This is a genomic window from Streptomyces sp. SID5469, assembly GCF_009862865.1.
Taxonomy (GTDB): Bacteria; Actinomycetota; Actinomycetes; order Streptomycetales; family Streptomycetaceae; genus Streptomyces; species Streptomyces avermitilis.
In genome coordinates, this window is record NZ_WWIN01000001.1 from 6942797 (window position 1) to 6958390 (window position 15594).

16 protein-coding genes and 1 pseudogene are annotated in these 15594 nt (G+C 69.5%); 10 read left to right on the top strand and 7 right to left on the bottom strand.

Annotation, left to right across the window (positions count from 1 at the left end):
• Positions 1 to 177: 177 nt before the first annotated feature.
• From GTY58_RS29950 to GTY58_RS29960, 3 genes are all read left to right on the top strand, one after another.
• Positions 178 to 951, top strand: coding sequence for an IclR family transcriptional regulator (locus GTY58_RS29950; protein ID WP_010987143.1), 774 nt, complete (start codon positions 178 to 180; stop codon positions 949 to 951).
• Complete coding sequence (locus GTY58_RS29955; protein WP_010987144.1) at positions 948 to 1808, top strand: SMP-30/gluconolactonase/LRE family protein; 861 nt, start codon at positions 948 to 950, stop codon at positions 1806 to 1808. Before GTY58_RS29950 ends, GTY58_RS29955 begins: the two co-directional genes overlap by 4 nt.
• A 258-nt stretch (positions 1809 to 2066) precedes the next feature.
• Complete coding sequence (locus GTY58_RS29960; RefSeq protein ID WP_010987145.1) at positions 2067 to 3578, top strand: alpha-N-arabinofuranosidase; 1512 nt, start codon at positions 2067 to 2069, stop codon at positions 3576 to 3578.
• A 143-nt stretch (positions 3579 to 3721) separates the two neighbouring features.
• Here GTY58_RS29960 and GTY58_RS29965 read toward each other — a convergent pair whose 3' ends face one another.
• On the bottom strand, positions 3722 to 5314 hold the full coding sequence (locus GTY58_RS29965) for an IPT/TIG domain-containing protein (RefSeq protein ID WP_042493723.1): 1593 nt from the start codon (positions 5312 to 5314) through the stop codon (positions 3722 to 3724).
• Between the two features lie 270 nt (positions 5315 to 5584).
• Positions 5585 to 6055, bottom strand: a complete 471-nt coding sequence (locus GTY58_RS29970) for an LPXTG cell wall anchor domain-containing protein (protein WP_042493727.1) — start codon at positions 6053 to 6055, stop codon at positions 5585 to 5587.
• 160 nt (positions 6056 to 6215) lie between these two features.
• Here GTY58_RS29970 and GTY58_RS29975 point away from each other — a divergent pair, with 160 nt between their 5' ends.
• From GTY58_RS29975 to GTY58_RS29985, 3 genes are read left to right on the top strand one after another with little or no spacing between them, the layout of a single operon-like run.
• A complete protein-coding gene (locus GTY58_RS29975; protein WP_037645515.1) occupies positions 6216 to 7463 on the top strand; it encodes a sensor histidine kinase in 1248 nt (415 codons plus the stop codon).
• Entirely contained in the window at positions 7451 to 8098 is a 648-nt protein-coding gene (locus tag GTY58_RS29980) for a response regulator transcription factor (RefSeq protein WP_010987149.1), read from the top strand. The genes GTY58_RS29975 and GTY58_RS29980 overlap by 13 nt, the downstream gene beginning before the upstream one ends.
• Positions 8095 to 8901: a DUF4097 family beta strand repeat-containing protein gene (locus GTY58_RS29985; protein WP_010987150.1), complete on the top strand. Its 807-nt coding sequence runs from the start codon at positions 8095 to 8097 to the stop codon at positions 8899 to 8901. The genes GTY58_RS29980 and GTY58_RS29985 overlap by 4 nt, the downstream gene beginning before the upstream one ends.
• A gap of 88 nt (positions 8902 to 8989) precedes the next feature.
• Here GTY58_RS29985 and GTY58_RS29990 read toward each other — a convergent pair whose 3' ends face one another.
• From GTY58_RS29990 to GTY58_RS30000, 3 genes are all read right to left on the bottom strand, one after another.
• Positions 8990 to 9346: a hypothetical protein gene (locus GTY58_RS29990; RefSeq protein WP_037645762.1), complete on the bottom strand. Its 357-nt coding sequence runs from the start codon at positions 9344 to 9346 to the stop codon at positions 8990 to 8992.
• A gap of 129 nt (positions 9347 to 9475) precedes the next feature.
• Complete coding sequence (locus GTY58_RS29995) at positions 9476 to 9934, bottom strand: hypothetical protein (protein WP_107082948.1); 459 nt, start codon at positions 9932 to 9934, stop codon at positions 9476 to 9478.
• Between the two features lie 73 nt (positions 9935 to 10007).
• Entirely contained in the window at positions 10008 to 10274 is a 267-nt protein-coding gene (locus GTY58_RS30000) for a DUF397 domain-containing protein (protein WP_078234540.1), read from the bottom strand.
• A 350-nt stretch (positions 10275 to 10624) separates the two neighbouring features.
• Here GTY58_RS30000 and GTY58_RS30005 point away from each other — a divergent pair, with 350 nt between their 5' ends.
• The 3 genes and pseudogenes from GTY58_RS30005 (at position 10625) to GTY58_RS40970 (ending at position 13901) form a co-directional block, all read left to right on the top strand.
• Positions 10625 to 13132, top strand: coding sequence for a hypothetical protein (locus GTY58_RS30005; RefSeq protein ID WP_010987153.1), 2508 nt, complete (start codon positions 10625 to 10627; stop codon positions 13130 to 13132).
• 13 nt (positions 13133 to 13145) lie between these two features.
• Positions 13146 to 13535 carry a hypothetical protein gene (locus GTY58_RS30010; RefSeq protein ID WP_037645519.1) on the top strand — a complete coding sequence of 130 codons (390 nt, stop codon included), beginning with the start codon at positions 13146 to 13148 and terminating at the stop codon, positions 13533 to 13535.
• Between the two features lie 112 nt (positions 13536 to 13647).
• Positions 13648 to 13901 (top strand): annotated as a pseudogene (locus GTY58_RS40970) (DUF6204 family protein).
• A 19-nt stretch (positions 13902 to 13920) separates the two neighbouring features.
• Here GTY58_RS40970 and GTY58_RS30020 read toward each other — a convergent pair.
• A complete protein-coding gene (locus tag GTY58_RS30020; RefSeq protein ID WP_010987155.1) occupies positions 13921 to 14163 on the bottom strand; it encodes a DUF397 domain-containing protein in 243 nt (80 codons plus the stop codon).
• Complete coding sequence (locus GTY58_RS30025; protein WP_010987156.1) at positions 14160 to 15002, bottom strand: helix-turn-helix transcriptional regulator; 843 nt, start codon at positions 15000 to 15002, stop codon at positions 14160 to 14162. Before GTY58_RS30025 ends, GTY58_RS30020 begins: the two co-directional genes overlap by 4 nt.
• 128 nt (positions 15003 to 15130) lie before the next feature.
• On the opposite strand from GTY58_RS30025, the gene GTY58_RS30030 reads away from it, so the two are divergent.
• The gene (locus GTY58_RS30030; RefSeq protein ID WP_010987157.1) at positions 15131 to 15589 is read left to right on the top strand and encodes an ATP-binding protein; all 459 of its coding nucleotides are present in this window, start codon (positions 15131 to 15133) and stop codon (positions 15587 to 15589) included.
• The last annotated feature ends 5 nt before the right edge of the window (positions 15590 to 15594 follow it).

The following is a 15594-nucleotide window of genomic DNA, read 5'->3' on the forward strand; positions in this document are numbered from 1 at the left end:
CGGTGCACGCCGACAGCCAAAGGCACGCCGCAGAGCTGCACCCTCGTCACTTCCCGCAACGTCCGCACCGCAGGGCCATTGCCCGGCCAAGCCACTATGACTAGCCTGTGTTCGTCATGCCGATCGACTGTTGAGATTTCGAACACAGTCACCACAGACGCAAGGAGGGGGCCGGTTGTGGGACGCCTCGTACCTGCCGTGACCCGGGCTCTCGACATTCTCGAGCTCTTCCTCGACGGGGACGGCACGCTCTCCGCCCCCGACATCGTGCGCAGACTCCAGCTGCCACGCACCACCGTGCACGAGCTGGTCACCACGCTCGCCGCCCGCTCCTACATCGTCCAGGTGCCGGGGCAGCCGGGACGCTACCGCCTCGGCGTCCGGCCGTACCAGCTCGGCAGCCGCTACGCCGAGCAGCTGGACCTCGCCGCAGAGGGCCAGCAGGTCGCCCGCTCCGTCGCCGAGACCTGCGACGAGACCGTGCACGTGGCGATCCTGGAGGGCACCGACGTCATCTACATCGCCAAGGTGGACTCCACGCACGCGGTGCGCATGGTCTCCGCCGCCGGCCGGCGCCTGCCCGCCCACTGCACGTCCGTGGGCAAGATGCTCCTCGCCTCCCTCTCCGACCCGGAGCTGACCTCGCGGGTCCCGGACGGCGTCGAACTGGCCGCGATGACACCGAACAGCATCACGGATCCGGCCGTCCTGCGCGAGGCCCTCGCCGAGATCCGCAGCCGGGGCGTGGCCGTGGAGAACCGGGAGTCCAATCCGGACGTCAGCTGCGTCGCCGCGCCCGTGCGCGACCGGGCGGGGCAGGTCGTCGCCGCGCTGTCCATCTCCATCCCGATGATCCGCTGGAGCGACGAGCGCCGGGTGGAGCTGGAGCAGCTCGCCGTGAAGGGCGCGGCCGAGCTGTCGGAGCGGCTCGGGCACCGGAGCGTGGGGTGACCGGCCTCGACGTCGCGGTACGCGCGCATGCGGCCCTCGGCGAAGGGCCGACCTGGGACACCGCCGCCCAGCGGCTGATCTGGGTCGACATCCTCGGGTCCAGGGTGCACACCTACGACCCCGCCTCCGGCCGTCGTACGGTCCTGGCGACCGAACAGCACGTGGGCGCCGCCAAGCCGCGCGCGGGCGGCGGCCTGGTGGTGAACCTCCGCGACGGCGTCGGCCTCTACGGGCCCGAGGGCCCCGGGGGCCGCGACTTCCGGTGGCTGCACCGCGAGCCCGTCCCCGGCCGCCGGGGCAACGACGCGGCGGTCGCGGCCGACGGCTCGCTGTGGGCGGGGACGATGCGCTACGACGAGGCGCCGGGCGGCGGCACGCTGTCCCGCCTCGCCCCCGACGGCACGGCCCGGACGGTGCTGGACGACGTCACCATCAGCAACGGCGTCGGCTGGAGCCCCGACGGACGGCTGATGTACTTCAACGACACGCCCACCCGTCGGATCGACGTCTTCGACGTGGACGAGGACGGGCGCCCGGTCGGCCGGCGGACGCTGGCGACCGTCGAGGAGGGCGCCGGATTCCCGGACGGCCTCACCGTCGACGCCGACGGCTGTGTGTGGGTGGCGCTGTGGGACGGCGGCGTGGTCCGCCGCTACACGCCGTCCGGCGCGCTGGACCGCGTGCTCGAACTCCCCGTGCGCCGCCCGACGGCCTGCGCGTTCGGCGGCGCCGGCCTGACCGACCTGTACATCACGACGGCCCGTACGGGCCTGGCCGCCCCGCACCCGATGTCCGGTTCGCTGCTGGTACTCCCCGGCGCCGGAAAGGGCCTGCCGCAACCGGCGTTCGCCGGCTAGCGCGAGCCGCCGCCCCTTCACGGCCCGCACTCTTCACCACGACCCCCGCCCGGCCATCGGGCGGGGGTCGACTTTTGCGCAAAGCATTGACGCGAAAGCGCTTACTCCTTACGGTCCCGTTCGAAGTTACGAGCATGATCCGGAATATCGAACAGTAAGGGCAGGGCATGGGACGACCTGACCTGAACCGCAGCGTGCCGCTGTCGCTCCCGTCCCGAGGCTCAGCCTGAACAGGCTGCACACTCCCGAAAGGACACCATGCGCACTGCCCGCTTCGCCCTCGACCCCGCCTTCACCGTCGGCGAGGTCGACCCCCGTCTCTTCGGATCCTTCGTCGAACACCTCGGCCGCTGCGTCTACACCGGAGTCTTCGAGCCGGGCCATCCCGCGGCCGACGAGGCGGGTCTGCGCACCGATGTGCTGGACCTCGTACGGGAGTTGGGAGTCACCGCGATCCGCTATCCCGGCGGCAACTTCGTCTCCGGCTACAAGTGGGAGGACTCGGTCGGCCCGGTCGACGAGCGCCCCCGCCGCCTCGACCTCGCCTGGCGCTCCACCGAGACCAACCGCTTCGGCCTCTCCGAGTACGTCGCCTTCCTGAAGAAGGTCGGCCCGCAGGCCGAGCCGATGGTGGCCGTCAACCTCGGCACGCGCGGGGTCGCCGAGGCCCTGGAACTCCAGGAGTACGCCAACCACCCCTCGGGCACCGCCCTGTCGGACCTGCGCGCGGCCCATGGCGACAAGGACCCCTTCGGCATCAGGCTGTGGTGCCTCGGCAACGAGATGGACGGGCCCTGGCAGACCGGCCACAAGACCGCCGAGGAGTACGGCCGCCTCGCCGCCGAGACCGCCCGCGCCATGCGCCAGATCGACCCCTCCGTCGAACTGGTCGCCTGCGGTTCTTCGGGCCAGTCCATGTCCACCTTCGCGGAGTGGGAGGCGACGGTCCTGGCGGAGACGTACGACCTGGTCGACCACATCTCCCTGCACGCGTATTACGAACCTCTCGACGGCGATGTGGACTCCTTCCTCGCCTCCGCCGTCGACATGGAGTCGTTCATCGAGAACGTCGTCGCGACCTGCGACCACGTGGGCGCGAAGCTCAAGTCGAAGAAGAGGATCAATCTCTCCTTCGACGAGTGGAACGTCTGGTACCTGTCCCGCCACGAGGAGTCCGCCCTGGCCGACCCGCTGGACTGGCCCGAGGCCCCGCGCCTCCTGGAGGACAACTACAGCGTGCTGGACGCGGTCGTCTTCGGCTCGCTCCTGATCGCGCTGCTGCGGCACGCGGACCGGGTGACCGTCGCGTGCCTCGCCCAGCTCGTCAACGTCATCGCGCCGATCATGACCGAGCCGGGCGGCGCGTCCTGGCGGCAGACGACGTTCTTCCCGTTCGCCCAGGCCGCCAGGTACGGGCGCGGACAGGTCCTCGACGTACGGGTGGACTCGCCGCGGTACGAGACGAAGAAGTACGGCGAGGCGGACCTGCTGCACGCCACGGCGGTCCGCGCGGACGACGGCACGGTCACGGTGTTCGCGGTCAACCGCAGCCGCACCGAGCCGCTGCCGCTCGAAGTGGCCCTGAACGGCCTGGAGTTGACGTCGGTCGTCGAACACAGCGTGCTGACGGACACCGACCCGGACGCCCGCAACACCCTCGACGACCAGGAGCGGGTCGCCCCGCGAACGGTCTCCGGGACCGCACTCCAGGACGGCACCCTGACCGCTGCCCTCGCGCCGCTGTCGTGGAACGTGATCCGGCTGGCGTGAGGCAGGCATGACGTAGGCATGACGCAGGCGTGAGGCAGGGCGTGCGGCCGAAGCCCGTCCGGGAGGTGCTCCCCGGACGGGCTTCGGTTTGACGGACGGTCACCGTCACCGGTGTGGCGCGGCGCGGCGGGCCGGCGCGTACGTCAGATGTCGGGTTCGGAGACGTAGGTGAACGTTCCGGCCGGGGCGCCGCCGGGGCCTGTGACGGTGACGCCGACGGGGCCGGCGGCGCCACTGGGCGGGGTGGTGGCGGTCAGGGTGCTGTCGGAGACGACGGTGAAGGCTGCCGGGATGCCGTTGAAGGTGACCTGCTCGGTGCCGGCCAGGCCGGTGCCGGTGATGGTCACCTCGGTGCCGCCGGTGGTCGGTCCCGAGTCGGGGCTGACGCCGGTGACGGTGGACGGGTCGAGGTACGTGTAGGACAGGCCGCCCGCGCTCCCACCGGCGGTGATCACGGTGACGGCGGTGCCGCCCGGTGCGGGGGCGCCGGCGGCCCTGACGGTGACCTGGTTGTCGGAGACGGTTTGGATGACGGCTCGGGTGGTGCCGAAGTACACGTCGATGGCTCCGGCGAGATGACGGCCGGTGAGGACGATCTCGTCATCGCTGCCCGCGACGGGACCCGCTGCGGGGTTGATGCCGCTGAGGGCGGGGACCGGCACGTAGTAGAAGTGTCCGAGGGTGCCGGTGCCACCCGCGGTGGTGACCGTCACGGGAACGGCACCGGATCCGGCGGGAGCGGTGACGGTCATCGAGGTCGCCGTGTTGGCGGTGATGACAGCCTGGGCGGTGCCGAAGTGCACGGCGGTGGCGTTGGCCAGGTGGTGACCGGTGAGGGTCACGGTGGTCCCGCCTGCCGTCGAGCCCTGGTCGGGAATCACGGTCGTCGCCATGACACCGACCGTGCCCGCCACCGCGTTGGTCACGTAGGCGCGCGTTCCGTCGGGCAGGAGCGCGATGCCGGTGGGACCGTCTCCCACGCCGATGTTCTCGACGACGGTCTGGGTGGCGGTGTCGATCACACTCACCGTGTCCGGGCCGGAGTTCGCCACGTACACGTGGAAGCCGTCCGGGCTCACTGCCGCGAAGCGCGGCTGAGCACTGACGCCGACGGTGGCGATGACGGCGCTCGTGGCCGTGTCGATCACGCTCACCGTCGAGTTGCCGACGTTCGTGACGTAGACGTGTGTCCCACCGGGGCTGACCGCCAGCAGGATGGGAACCGGACCGACGGGGATCGTGGCGATGACGGTGTTGGTGGCGGTGTCGATCACTCTGACGGCATTCGCGAACAGACATGCGACGTAGGCGCGCGTCCCGTCCGGGGTGATGACCAGTCCGAGTGGCGTGCCCGCGGCCGGGATGGAGGCCGTGACGGTGTTGGTGGCGGTGTCGATCACACCCACCGTGTCCGAACTCTGCAGGGTCACGTAGACGCGACTGCCATCCGGAGTGACGGCCACCCCCGTCGCTCCCGCCCCGACGGCGATGTCCGTGACGATGGTGTTCGTGGCGGTGTCGATCACGCTGACGAGGCCGTCGTCGGCGACGGTCACATACGCCCGGGTACCGTCCGGGCTGAACGCTACGGCGTTGGGCCCGCCCCCTGTGGCGATGGTGTCGATGACGGTGTCGGTGACGGTGTCGAGCACACTCACCGTGTTCGAGCCGTGATTGGCCACGTAAGCGCGGGTCCCAGTGGGTGTGAGAGCGATTCCCCCGGGGGTGTCGCCCACGGGAATGACGGCCCCTGCCGCGAACGCGGCACTCAATCCGGAGCCCCGGGCCTGGGCGAGTGGCGGCGGCGTAGGCAAGGCGAGGGTGAACATGGCACTCCCTGAGGTGGGTGGGGGGTCTTGTCCCGCACACGGAAATGTCTGCTCCACCGCATGGGCCGACAGCGGGCGGACGACCGGTCCGAGACTGGACCGGCGAATACACACACTGCGCGAATTACCCTACCTGTGAAGGGTTTTAACATTCCTTCCATATGTCCGATTCTCTGCTTATCGCTCTACCGGGAGCCGGTGCGGGCCGGCCAGGGAGCGTGCATCCCGGCCCGGCAGTCCCCGTACCGCGATCCGCGCGCACACCCCCGCCAACGGCAGCTCGACACAGACGGCCAGCAGGCCGGCCGTCAGCAACTCGACGCCCGCCCGGGCCGTCAGGACGTCGAACCACGCGTCCATCACTAGCAGCGCCGACGTGGCCGCCGCAGCCAGGACATGACGCCGGTCACGGCGCCGCAGCAACAGCCCCGTACCGGCCAGCCCGACGGCGAGGGCCGCGTCCAGGCCCACCCATGCCGAAGACCAGTTCCGTACCTCCGCCGTCGCGGGCAGCGTCCTGGCGAGCACCACCATCCACGGCAGAAGAGCGGCACCCCCGCACACCAGCGCCGTGGACAGCGGACCCCCGGCGGCCGGCAGAGAGCGGGCGGGCGTCGCACAACGGGGCGGCGTCACAAGGGTGGACATGGCGTCTCCTGCTTCCGGTCGGGTACGCCCTCAAGCCAAGCCGCCCGGCCCACCCCGGGTCAGTAGCGCACGGTTCCGACCCCGGGGTGGTGCCAGGTACACCCCGGCCCTGAACCCCACTGCATGGCACCGCCCTGACCTGGCCGTCTACGGTTGTCTCATGCCAACCAACGGCCCGCGGCGGCGCGCACTCGACTGGGCCGCGGCACACGCGCCCTGGTCGGCCTGGGCGTGGCGCAACACCGCTTTCGTCACCGCCGGGTTACCCCTGGCGCTGCCCGCGGCGGCCGCCCTCTGGCTCGCCCTGTGCGCCCCCTGGAAGACCGGAACCGCCCTCCTGCTGATGCTGCTCGCCAGCGGGGTGCTCACCGCCCTGCAACGCGGCCGCTTCTGGTCGCTCCTCGAACTCGACGTGCCACGCGTCCCGGCGCCCGCGCCCTGGTACACCTGGCGCGGAGTGACCGGCCGGCTGCGTGCGGAGTCGACGTGGCGGCAGTGCGCCTATCACCTGGTGGCTGCGCCCCTGGCCGCCGTCGGAGGTGTCGTGGTGGTCGCCGCCTGGGGCGTGGGACTGGTCTGCACGCTGGTGCTGTCGTGGCTGTGGGCGGTGCCGCTGCGGGCCTCGATGCCCGACTGGTCCCGGCAGTATGTACCGCTCACGGTCCTCGGTGTCCTGCTGCTGCTTCTCACCCCGTGGGTGGCGGCCGCCGTGGTCCGGCTCGACACCGGTGCGGCGGCGGCGCTGCTCGGCCCCAGCCGGGCCGGTGAACTGCGGCGCCGGGTCGAGGACCTGGCCGTCAGCCGGGCCGGAGCCCTCGACGCGGCCGATGCCGAACGCCGGCGCATCGAGCGGGACCTGCACGACGGGGCCCAGCAGCGGCTGGTCTCCCTGGCGATGAACCTGGGGCTCGCCCGCGCCACCCTCACCGATCTGCCGCCGGAGGCGAGGCGGGTCATCGACGAGGCGCACCGCGAGGCCAAGGAGGCCATCGAGGAGCTCAACAACCTGGTGCGCGGCCTGCATCCGGCGGTGCTCGACGACCGGGGACTGGACGCCGCGCTCTCCGGGATCGCCGCCCGCGCCCCGCTGCCCGTGGAGCTGACCGTCGACATGGCCGAGCGGCCCTCGCCCACGGTGGAGGCCGTCGCCTACTTCGTCGTCTCGGAGACGCTCACCAACGTCGCCAAGCACGCGCGGGCCACCCGGGTCGGCGTGCGGTTGCGGCGCCGGGCCGACCGGCTGCGGATCACCGTCCACGACGATGGGACCGGCGGCGCGGATCCGGCGCACGGCACCGGACTGGCCGGCCTGGTCAAACGCGTAGGGTCGGTCGACGGGACCATCGAGATCGACAGCCCCCCGGGGGGCCCGACCCTCATCACCGTGGAGCTGCCGTGCGTGCTGTGATCGCCGAGGACTCGGTCCTGCTGCGGATCGGGCTGGTCAAGGTGCTGGAGATGGCCGGGTTCGAGGTGGCCGCCGAAACCGGTGACGCCGAGGGCCTGTTGACCGCGGTCGAGGAACACCGGCCGCAGCTGGCGCTGGTCGACGTCCGGATGCCGCCCGGCTTCACCGACGAGGGGGTACGAGCCGCCCTGCTGATCAGACGGCAGTGGCCCGAGACGGCCGTACTGCTGCTCTCCCAGTATGTCGAGGAGCGCTACGCCGCTGATCTGCTCTCCGCGCAGGCGGGCGGCATCGGCTACCTCCTCAAACAACGCGTTGCCGACGTCGAGGAGTTCATCGACGCGCTGCGCCGGGTGGCGGGCGGCGGTACCGCGCTCGACCCGCAGGTCGTCGCCCAGCTCCTGCTGCGCCGCGGCGGTGCCGACCCGTTGGAGCGGCTCACCCCACGTGAGCGCGAGGTGCTGGCGCTGATGGCGGAAGGCCGGTCGAACGCCGGTATCGCCGGGGAACTCGTGGTGAGCGAGAGCGCGATCGCCAAACACATCAACAGCATCTTCTCCAAGCTCGATCTGCCCCACGCGGACGGCGCCCACCGCCGGGTCCTGGCGGTGCTGCGGTTCCTGGACGGCGTATGAGTCTGCCGTCGCGTCCCCGCCACCGGGGCCTGTGGATCACCGTCGCGGTCATCAGCGCCCTCTTCGTCCTGGCCCCTCTCGGCAGTGAGGCGTACGGGCAGTTCGCCCGCCAGACCCGCTCGACCCACGTGACCGAGACCAGCGAACGGCACCGGATCGGATCCGTCGACGTGGAGGCGGGCAGCGCGGAGGTCAGCGTAGGCCCGGGCCGGGACGGCGGCATCCGCATCCAGCAGCGACTGTCCTGGTCGCTGAGCCGTCCCCCCAAGGTCGAACGGTGGTGGGTCGGCGACCGGTTGAAGATACGCACCGCGTGCGACGGCACGTTCGCCATGACCAGCATGGGCTGCCGGATCGCGCTGGACCTTCAGGTTCCCGACGGCACACCGGTGCACGTGGTGAGCGACTCCGGCACGGTCCGGGCCAGCGGACTCACCGGCCCGCTGGACATCCGCACGGGCTCGGGCACGGTCAAGCTGTACGCGGTCCACGGCCCCGTCACCGCCCACGCCGGCTCGGGGTCCGTGACCGGCACGGTGCTGTTCTCCCCCGAGATGCACGCCCGGGCCGACTCCGGCACGGTGGAACTGGACTTCGGCGCCGCACCCCGCCGGGTCACCGGCACGGTCGACTCCGGTTCCCTGACCGTCACGGTCCCACCGGGTTCCCGCTACCGCGTCCGTGGCCATGCCGGTTCGGGCCGGGTACACATCGACGACCAGCTCCAGCAGCCCGCGTCGCACCGGTCCGTCGAGGTGTCGGCCGACTCGGGGTCGGTGAGCGTGGGGTATCCCGGGTGGTGAGATCTCGCCGCAGCCGTCGCCGGATGCGAAGCGGACGGCAACCGATCAAGGCGGAGATCGACGCGACCGCCGACGCGGCGGCGGGCAGTCAGTTGAAAGCGTCCGTCACGCAGTCCGCCCGGCACCTGGCGGCCTCGTAGCGTCGGCGGAGGGCGGCAGCCGCCTGTTCGCGCTCCACAGAGACGTGCCCGTAGTGCTGACGCGCCACGCTGATCACGTCGCCGACCGTGACGACAACCGGTTCGTCGTGTGCGGCCCTCCGGCGAGCCTCGGCGATCGCCATGTCCGCGGCGCGCAGCAGATTCCTGGATCGGTCCCGGGCCAGGGCCGCCTGGGACCGTTTTGCTGAGAGGGGGCGCAGGACGCGCCCCTTCCAGACAAGTCCGGCGGCGACAAGTACGAGGCCGAGCGCTATGAACAGGACTGCGCCGGGGTCGTGGGACATCCACCCAGTCTCCACCATCCGTACCATCCGTGCGGCCCGTGGGCGCAACTCAACTCTGCTCCCCACGCCAACCCAACGAGCGCCCAAGCCGACAGCCACCCACACCCCCAACGACTTCTGTTGGGACCTCTAAGGGGTGGCTACCCAGGTATAGACGGCGCCGCTCAGCGACACGACTACGCCGATGAAGACCGTCTGCGTCGTGACCGGGCGGTGCCAGAACATCCTGCTTGAGGAAGAGGCGGCCCGCTCGCGTTCCACCAGTCGTAGTGAGTCGATGGTGAGTGTGGTCGCCAAGCGCTCCTGAATTTTCATGATGACGTCTTCGGCCAAGGCGGCTGAGGCGCGAAGCCTCTTACCTTCTCGGTAGGCGCCGCCCAGGCTCGCGCCGCAGATCAAGCTGATGAGCCCGGCGACGCCATGCATGTCCGCGTTCAGCGCCGCTGCGTACGCGGTAGCCAGGATGGCTGTCCAGATCAGCATGGCGTTGACGACCTGGTACCCCCGCCCAATGCGGTTTTCGTACCACCGCCACGCGTGGTCAAGGGCAAGAGCCAAGGCTTCGTGATCAGCCCCCGATGACGTCATGAGAGCAAGGTGACAGGCCCCTTTCGCGCTGTCCAGATCGCCTTGGACTCCCACTCCAAACGATCTTTCGGGGTCAGCTCCGGGCGGCCGCGTGCGTGATGAAGCCCGCCCAGGCGGTGGGGGAGAGGGTGAGGTGAGGGCCCTGGGTGTTCTTGGAGTCGCGGATGTGGATGGTGGAGGGGCAGGTGGCGATCTCGACGCAGTCGTCGCCGGAGCCACTGCTGTAGGTGGACTTGCGCCAGGAGAGGGCGACTTCGACGCAGTCGCCGGAACCGCCGCTGCTGAAGGTCGACTTTGGCCGTCGAGCCCCGCTTCTGGACGCGGTCGATGACTTCCCCAGTGAGTGTGAGGCAGGTGCGCGTCGAAGCCCGTCCGGGAGATGCTCCCTGAACGGGCTTTGGCTTGAAGGTTGATAGACCGTCGATCACCCGATTGATACAAATGATCGAATAGTTGAGTCTGTGATTGTCAGCGGGGGCTGAGGATGACGGGTTGGGACATCGATTCCGTGGGCGTGCGGGCCATGCCACGCGAGCGGGCCGGGCGAAGTCGTGCGCAGACCATCCGGGGTAGGACTGGAGGCGCTCTGAGAGGAACGGCGCTGCGGGTGGCGTTCCAGGGAAGGCGAACGGTGGCCTCGCGGCACTCGTCCTGCCACAGCTCGGTGAGCGAATCGGGGGTGCAGTCCGGGTGATCAAGCCGGAGGCGATTCCGCAGTTCACGGGGAATCTGGAACAGCTGGAGAAGGACTACGGCAGTCTGAAGACGGTTGCCGGGAGTATTCGGACCACCGGCAAGGACGTGCACTCGCAGTTCCAGGGGTTGTCGGCGTATTACACGGCGCCGGAGGCGGAGCAGTTGTTCGCGTCGACGAAGCCGGTGGCCGATCGCGCGGACGGTTTCGCGGACGATCTGGAGAAGGTGTCCGGTGCCCTGTCGTCGTATGCGACCGAGGTGCGTCCGCTGGTCCAGAAGCTGGAGCAGCTGAAGCTGGACGCGACGAAGTTCGTCAGCTCGGTCGAGGGTGACGACGACTGGGAGTACGACGAGGACAAGATCGACGAGCACAACAAGATCCGGGATGACGTGACGGCGACGGTCGCGGCGTTCTGGGCGGCGGAGCGGACGTGTCACAACGCGATCACCAAGCTGTTCGGTGGGACGCAGATGGTGGCGGGTGACGGTTCGGACCGTAAGGACCAGTACGGGTTCAACGCGGACGACCTGAAGAACGCGAAGCTTCCCTGGGGTGACCCGATGGAGGAGAAGCATCACGTCTGGGAGGTCGGGCACTGGGTCAAGTCGTTCGTGTGGGACGGCCTGATCGTGGACGGCGTCTGGGGCACCATCAAGGGTCTGGGCACGCTGGTCGGGTTCGGCGGCTGGGACGCGATGGGGCAGGCCTGGAAGGGCCTCGCACAGCTCGCGACCGGTCTGGCGATCTCCTCGATTCCGGGTGCGAGCGCGCTGTTCTGGACTCTGCCGGACGACAAGCTGCCCTCCTGGCTGCGGGATTCGCGTACCGCGATGAAGGAGACCGGCAAGGCGCTGGTGGCGTGGGACGAGTGGGGCAAGAACCCCGGGCGTGCTGCCGGTGCGGTCACCTTCAACGTGCTGACCACCGTGTTCACCGGTGGTGCGGGCGGGGCGGCGGCCGGTGCCGGGAAGGCGGGCGCGGTCGCGAAGGTGCTGTCCGTCGCGGGCAAGGCGGGCAAGTTCATCGACCCGATGACGTACATCACCAAGGGCGCGGGCGCGGGGCTGTCGAAGATCGGTGACATCGCGAAGGGTCTGAAGGGGATCGGGAACATCGAGATCCCCAAGCTCCCCGACAACGCGATCACTCTCCCGGAGGGCGCGCTCAAACTCCCCGACGGGTCGGTGCATATCCCGGAGGGCGCGGCGATTCCGGAGGGCGCGGTCAAGCTGCCCGACGGCAACTTCAAACTCCCCGACGACACCCCGGCGTTCCCCGAGGGCACGACGAAACTGCCGACCGAGCCGGGTGCCCCGGCCCAGTACCTGGACCCGAAGGGCAACATCCTCGACCACCAGGGCAACGTGGTCGACAGCGTCGACAACGCGCCCACCGACGTGGTCGACAAGCCGTCCGCCGGCGGTAACCCGGCGGACGGTTCGGACGTGCCGCACACGCCCTCTCCGGTCAGGGAACCGGCGCTGGTCGGAGCGGGCTCGCACACCGCGGACAACGCCGCTCACGTCGGCGACAACGCCGGCCAGACGGTCCGCCTCGGCGACAGCCTGGGCGATGACCTCGGCGACGTAGGCCGCACCGGAGACAACGCGGGCACCCCGACCGTGCACGCGGGCGACAGTCTCCCCGGCCAGGCGGGCCACGATCTGTCCGGCGGACGTGCTGACGACGTGGACTCCACTCCCACCGCCGGCCACGACATGCCGGGCGGATCCACCACGGACACACTGCCTGGCGGCGGCCACGAGGTTCCGCACAAGGGCAGTGGCCTGGATGACGCAGGTCGCATAGGGGAGGATGCGAGCCATACCGGTGACCATGCGCCTGGTGAGCACGGGCACCACGGCGCAGGCGCTGAGGTCGCCCACGGCGGACATGATCCGGTGGATCACGGAATACCGGACGGCAATCCGGCGCATCCCTTCGACGACCACGCGGTTCCGCACGCGAGTGCACCCCACGACGGGCCCGGACTCGAAGGCAGGGGCACGCCTACGCCCACTCCACAGACGCATTCTCTGGGGCTGAAACGGGACGGCTTCTCCATGATGCGGCCGGATGACGCCTTCTACCGGGAAGCCTTGAAGTCGAAGCCGCTTCCCGGGCATTACGACGTCGTGGCTCATGGCACGCCACACAACACGTTGATGGACACGGCCGGAGGACGGGAACTCAATCCTCGGCAGTTGGCGGACATCGTTCGAAGGCGAGCCGACTACGCTCCTGGGACACCCATTAGGCTTCTGTCATGCAACACGGGCCATGTGGACGGGTCGTTCGCCTCGCAACTCGCACGCGATTTGGACGCACCCGTCATCGCTCCCGACGGCTTCCTCTACGCCGACCAGTGGGGACGCTTCGGAGTGCACCGTGACCTTCTTCTGTTCGTCAACAGCGTGCCAGCACTTCCGAATACCTTCTACCGCTACCATCCCGGTGGCTACGTCGAGGAAATCCCCCGCTCTGAGTGGGCTGTGGATTAGAGATAGGAGTCCTATGCGCATCCTCCCAGCCTTTACGGAAATCGATTCAGCGGATGCCGAACGATTTGAACAGATCTCCTTGCGGGAGCAGATCGGTCAGCTCGACGATTCTTTGCGTGAACCGTTGGCTCAGTATCTCGAGGGATCCCAGATGCTGATGTCTGCGGGGAACATCATTGACCCCCTCGGCGTGGAGAAGGGGCCTGTCGTTCCCTTTGGTTTCTCAACCGATGGGGAGTGGGCGTGGCCGACGTACTGGGCGTACTTTGTCCGCGAGTACGGAGTCTCGGCCCCGGATGACTTTATGGAGCACGTCAAGTCTCGCGGATTTGTGCCGACGGATCTCACGGACGAGCAAGCGCAGCAGGCGGCTGACGGTATTCAGAAGGCGCTGTACGGATAGCGTCGAGTCTCCTCCAGTGCAGCTGGCTCGGTGAATTTTCCACGTGAGGCTCGTCGGCCGGCTCCCGGAAACGCAGTGGCAGCGCGCCGATCCCGCTGGCTAGGGGCGCGGGATGAGTGATCGCATCTTCCGCGTCATCGTCCGGGGTGTCCTCGACGGGCTCACGCCCGACCAGCGTGCCGGGCTCCTCGCCCGTGCCGCGGAACACTACGTTCTGCGCGCGGCCTTCACGCCCGAGGGGTACCTCAGCTACGAGCCCGGCCCGCCTTCACGTTCCGCTTCCTGGACTTGGGAGAGGCCGAGGACCTCTCTCAGGCGCCCCTGGGCAAGCGGCAGCGGCGGGCTGCCGCCCAGAAGAACGGCTGAGGGGCAGAGGGGCAGAGGGTCAGGGCCGGGCGGTGTGGGTGACGAAGTCCGCCCAGGCGGTGGGGGAGAGGGTGAGGCGGGGGCCCTGGGTGTTCTTGGAGTCGCGGATGTGGATGGTGGAGGGGCAGGTGGCGATCTCGACGCAGTCGCCGTCGCCGCTGCTGCTGTAGCTGGACTTGCGCCAGGAGAGGGCGACCTCCACGCAGTCGTCGCCGGAACCGCTGCTGTAGCTGCTTTTGAACCAGGCCAGGTCGGTGCTCATAGTTCTCCTCGCATCCGTTCCAGCAGGCTCAAGGAGTCCACCAAGGTGAGAGCCTGTGAACGCATCCTGGCATACCGCTGCTTGAGCACGCTGACCACTTTTGAGTCGGAGATCAACAGCCCGCTTTGCTGGCCCTCGTTGTAAGCGAACCACTGGTTCTCTGGGGTCTCCAGCAGTCGGATCGGACCATGTAGCCCGGCATGCGACTCCCGCACCAACGGCATGATCTGGATCTCGACGTTTCGCAGCTGCGCGACCTCCATGATGTGGTCGATGAGCCCTCGTGTGACCCCCACACCGCCTGTCCGTCGCAGGAGCAGGTGCTCTTCGAGGATGAAGCTGAACGCGCTATTCGGGCGGTCCCGCAACAGCCGCTGACGGTCCGCCCGCGCCGCCCACTGAGCTTCGACCTGTTCGTCGTCCAGCGGCGGCAACTCATCCGCGAACAGTTGCCGCGCGTACGCCTCCGGCTGCAACAACCCCGGAACCATCCGGCATTCGTACGTATACAGGGTGATCGCGTTCGCTTCCAACCGCGCCCACTGCCTGAACCACGCCGCCAACCCCGGCTGCCGCGCCAGATGCCCCACCGCCTTCCGTAACGCCCCCGTGTTCCCCAGTACCTCCTCCGCCCGCTCCACGAACGTCGGATCCGGCATGCGTCGGCCCAACTCCACCGACGCCACCGTGTGTTTGGAGAACCGCACCCGCTCCCCGAACTCCTCCCGGCTCAGCCCCGCATGCTCCCGCAGCGCCTGGACAACCGCCCCGAACGTCCGCAGACTGTCCGACGCGTCCGGCTCGCCGCCGCCCGTCCCCACCGCACCATCGACCGCCATCGGTCACCTCCCGCGGGCCATGGTTACGCCCAGTGACCGGTACTGTCCACCCCGTAGCCACGTACGCTCGCGCAACGTACGTGGCGCCGACCTGGTGAAGTGCCCTCGATCACCGCCACATTGGGGGCATGACCGCACCATCCGTCCCCCAAAGCCCGGTTACCGTACGTGTGTTCACCCAGCGCCTCAGTGCCACCCCGCTCGGCGCCCGCCTCGCCCGGCATCTCGCCCTGAACCAGCTGCACGCCTGGGGCATCCCGCACGGCTCGCGCGCGTCCGACACCGTCGCCGTGATCGTCGCCGAGCTGGCGGCGAACGCCGTGACCCACGGCCGCGTACCGGGCCGCGACTTCGAACTGCGGCTCTCGCTCGTCCCGGGCAGCGTCCGTATCGAGGTCACCGACACCCGCGACGAACTGCGCCCGCCCGGCCCCGGCGACGTACGGTCGCCGGAGCCCTTCGAGGAGTCCGGGCGCGGGCTCCTCCTCGTCGAGGCGCTCGCCGACCGGTGGGAGGTGCTGGACCGCGACCCGCCCGGCAAGACCGTACGAGCCGAGGTCGACGTGCCGCGCGGAAAGCGGGCGTGATGCCT

Excerpts from the sequence above, each read along its gene's own strand:
- GTY58_RS29960 (WP_010987145.1), top strand. The coding sequence starts at position 2,067 with ATGCGCACTGCCCGCTTCGCCCTCGACCCCGCCTTCACCGTCGGCGAG.
- GTY58_RS29970 (WP_042493727.1), bottom strand. The coding sequence starts at position 6,055 with ATGTCCACCCTTGTGACGCCGCCCCGTTGTGCGACGCCCGCCCGCTCT.
- GTY58_RS29975 (WP_037645515.1), top strand. The coding sequence starts at position 6,216 with ATGCCAACCAACGGCCCGCGGCGGCGCGCACTCGACTGGGCCGCGGCA.
- GTY58_RS29985 (WP_010987150.1), top strand. The coding sequence starts at position 8,095 with ATGAGTCTGCCGTCGCGTCCCCGCCACCGGGGCCTGTGGATCACCGTC.
- GTY58_RS29990 (WP_037645762.1), bottom strand. The coding sequence starts at position 9,346 with ATGTCCCACGACCCCGGCGCAGTCCTGTTCATAGCGCTCGGCCTCGTA.
- GTY58_RS29995 (WP_107082948.1), bottom strand. The coding sequence starts at position 9,934 with ATGACGTCATCGGGGGCTGATCACGAAGCCTTGGCTCTTGCCCTTGAC.
- GTY58_RS30010 (WP_037645519.1), top strand. The coding sequence starts at position 13,146 with ATGCGCATCCTCCCAGCCTTTACGGAAATCGATTCAGCGGATGCCGAA.
- GTY58_RS30020 (WP_010987155.1), bottom strand. The coding sequence starts at position 14,163 with ATGAGCACCGACCTGGCCTGGTTCAAAAGCAGCTACAGCAGCGGTTCC.
- GTY58_RS30025 (WP_010987156.1), bottom strand. The coding sequence starts at position 15,002 with ATGGCGGTCGATGGTGCGGTGGGGACGGGCGGCGGCGAGCCGGACGCG.
- GTY58_RS30030 (WP_010987157.1), top strand. The coding sequence starts at position 15,131 with ATGACCGCACCATCCGTCCCCCAAAGCCCGGTTACCGTACGTGTGTTC.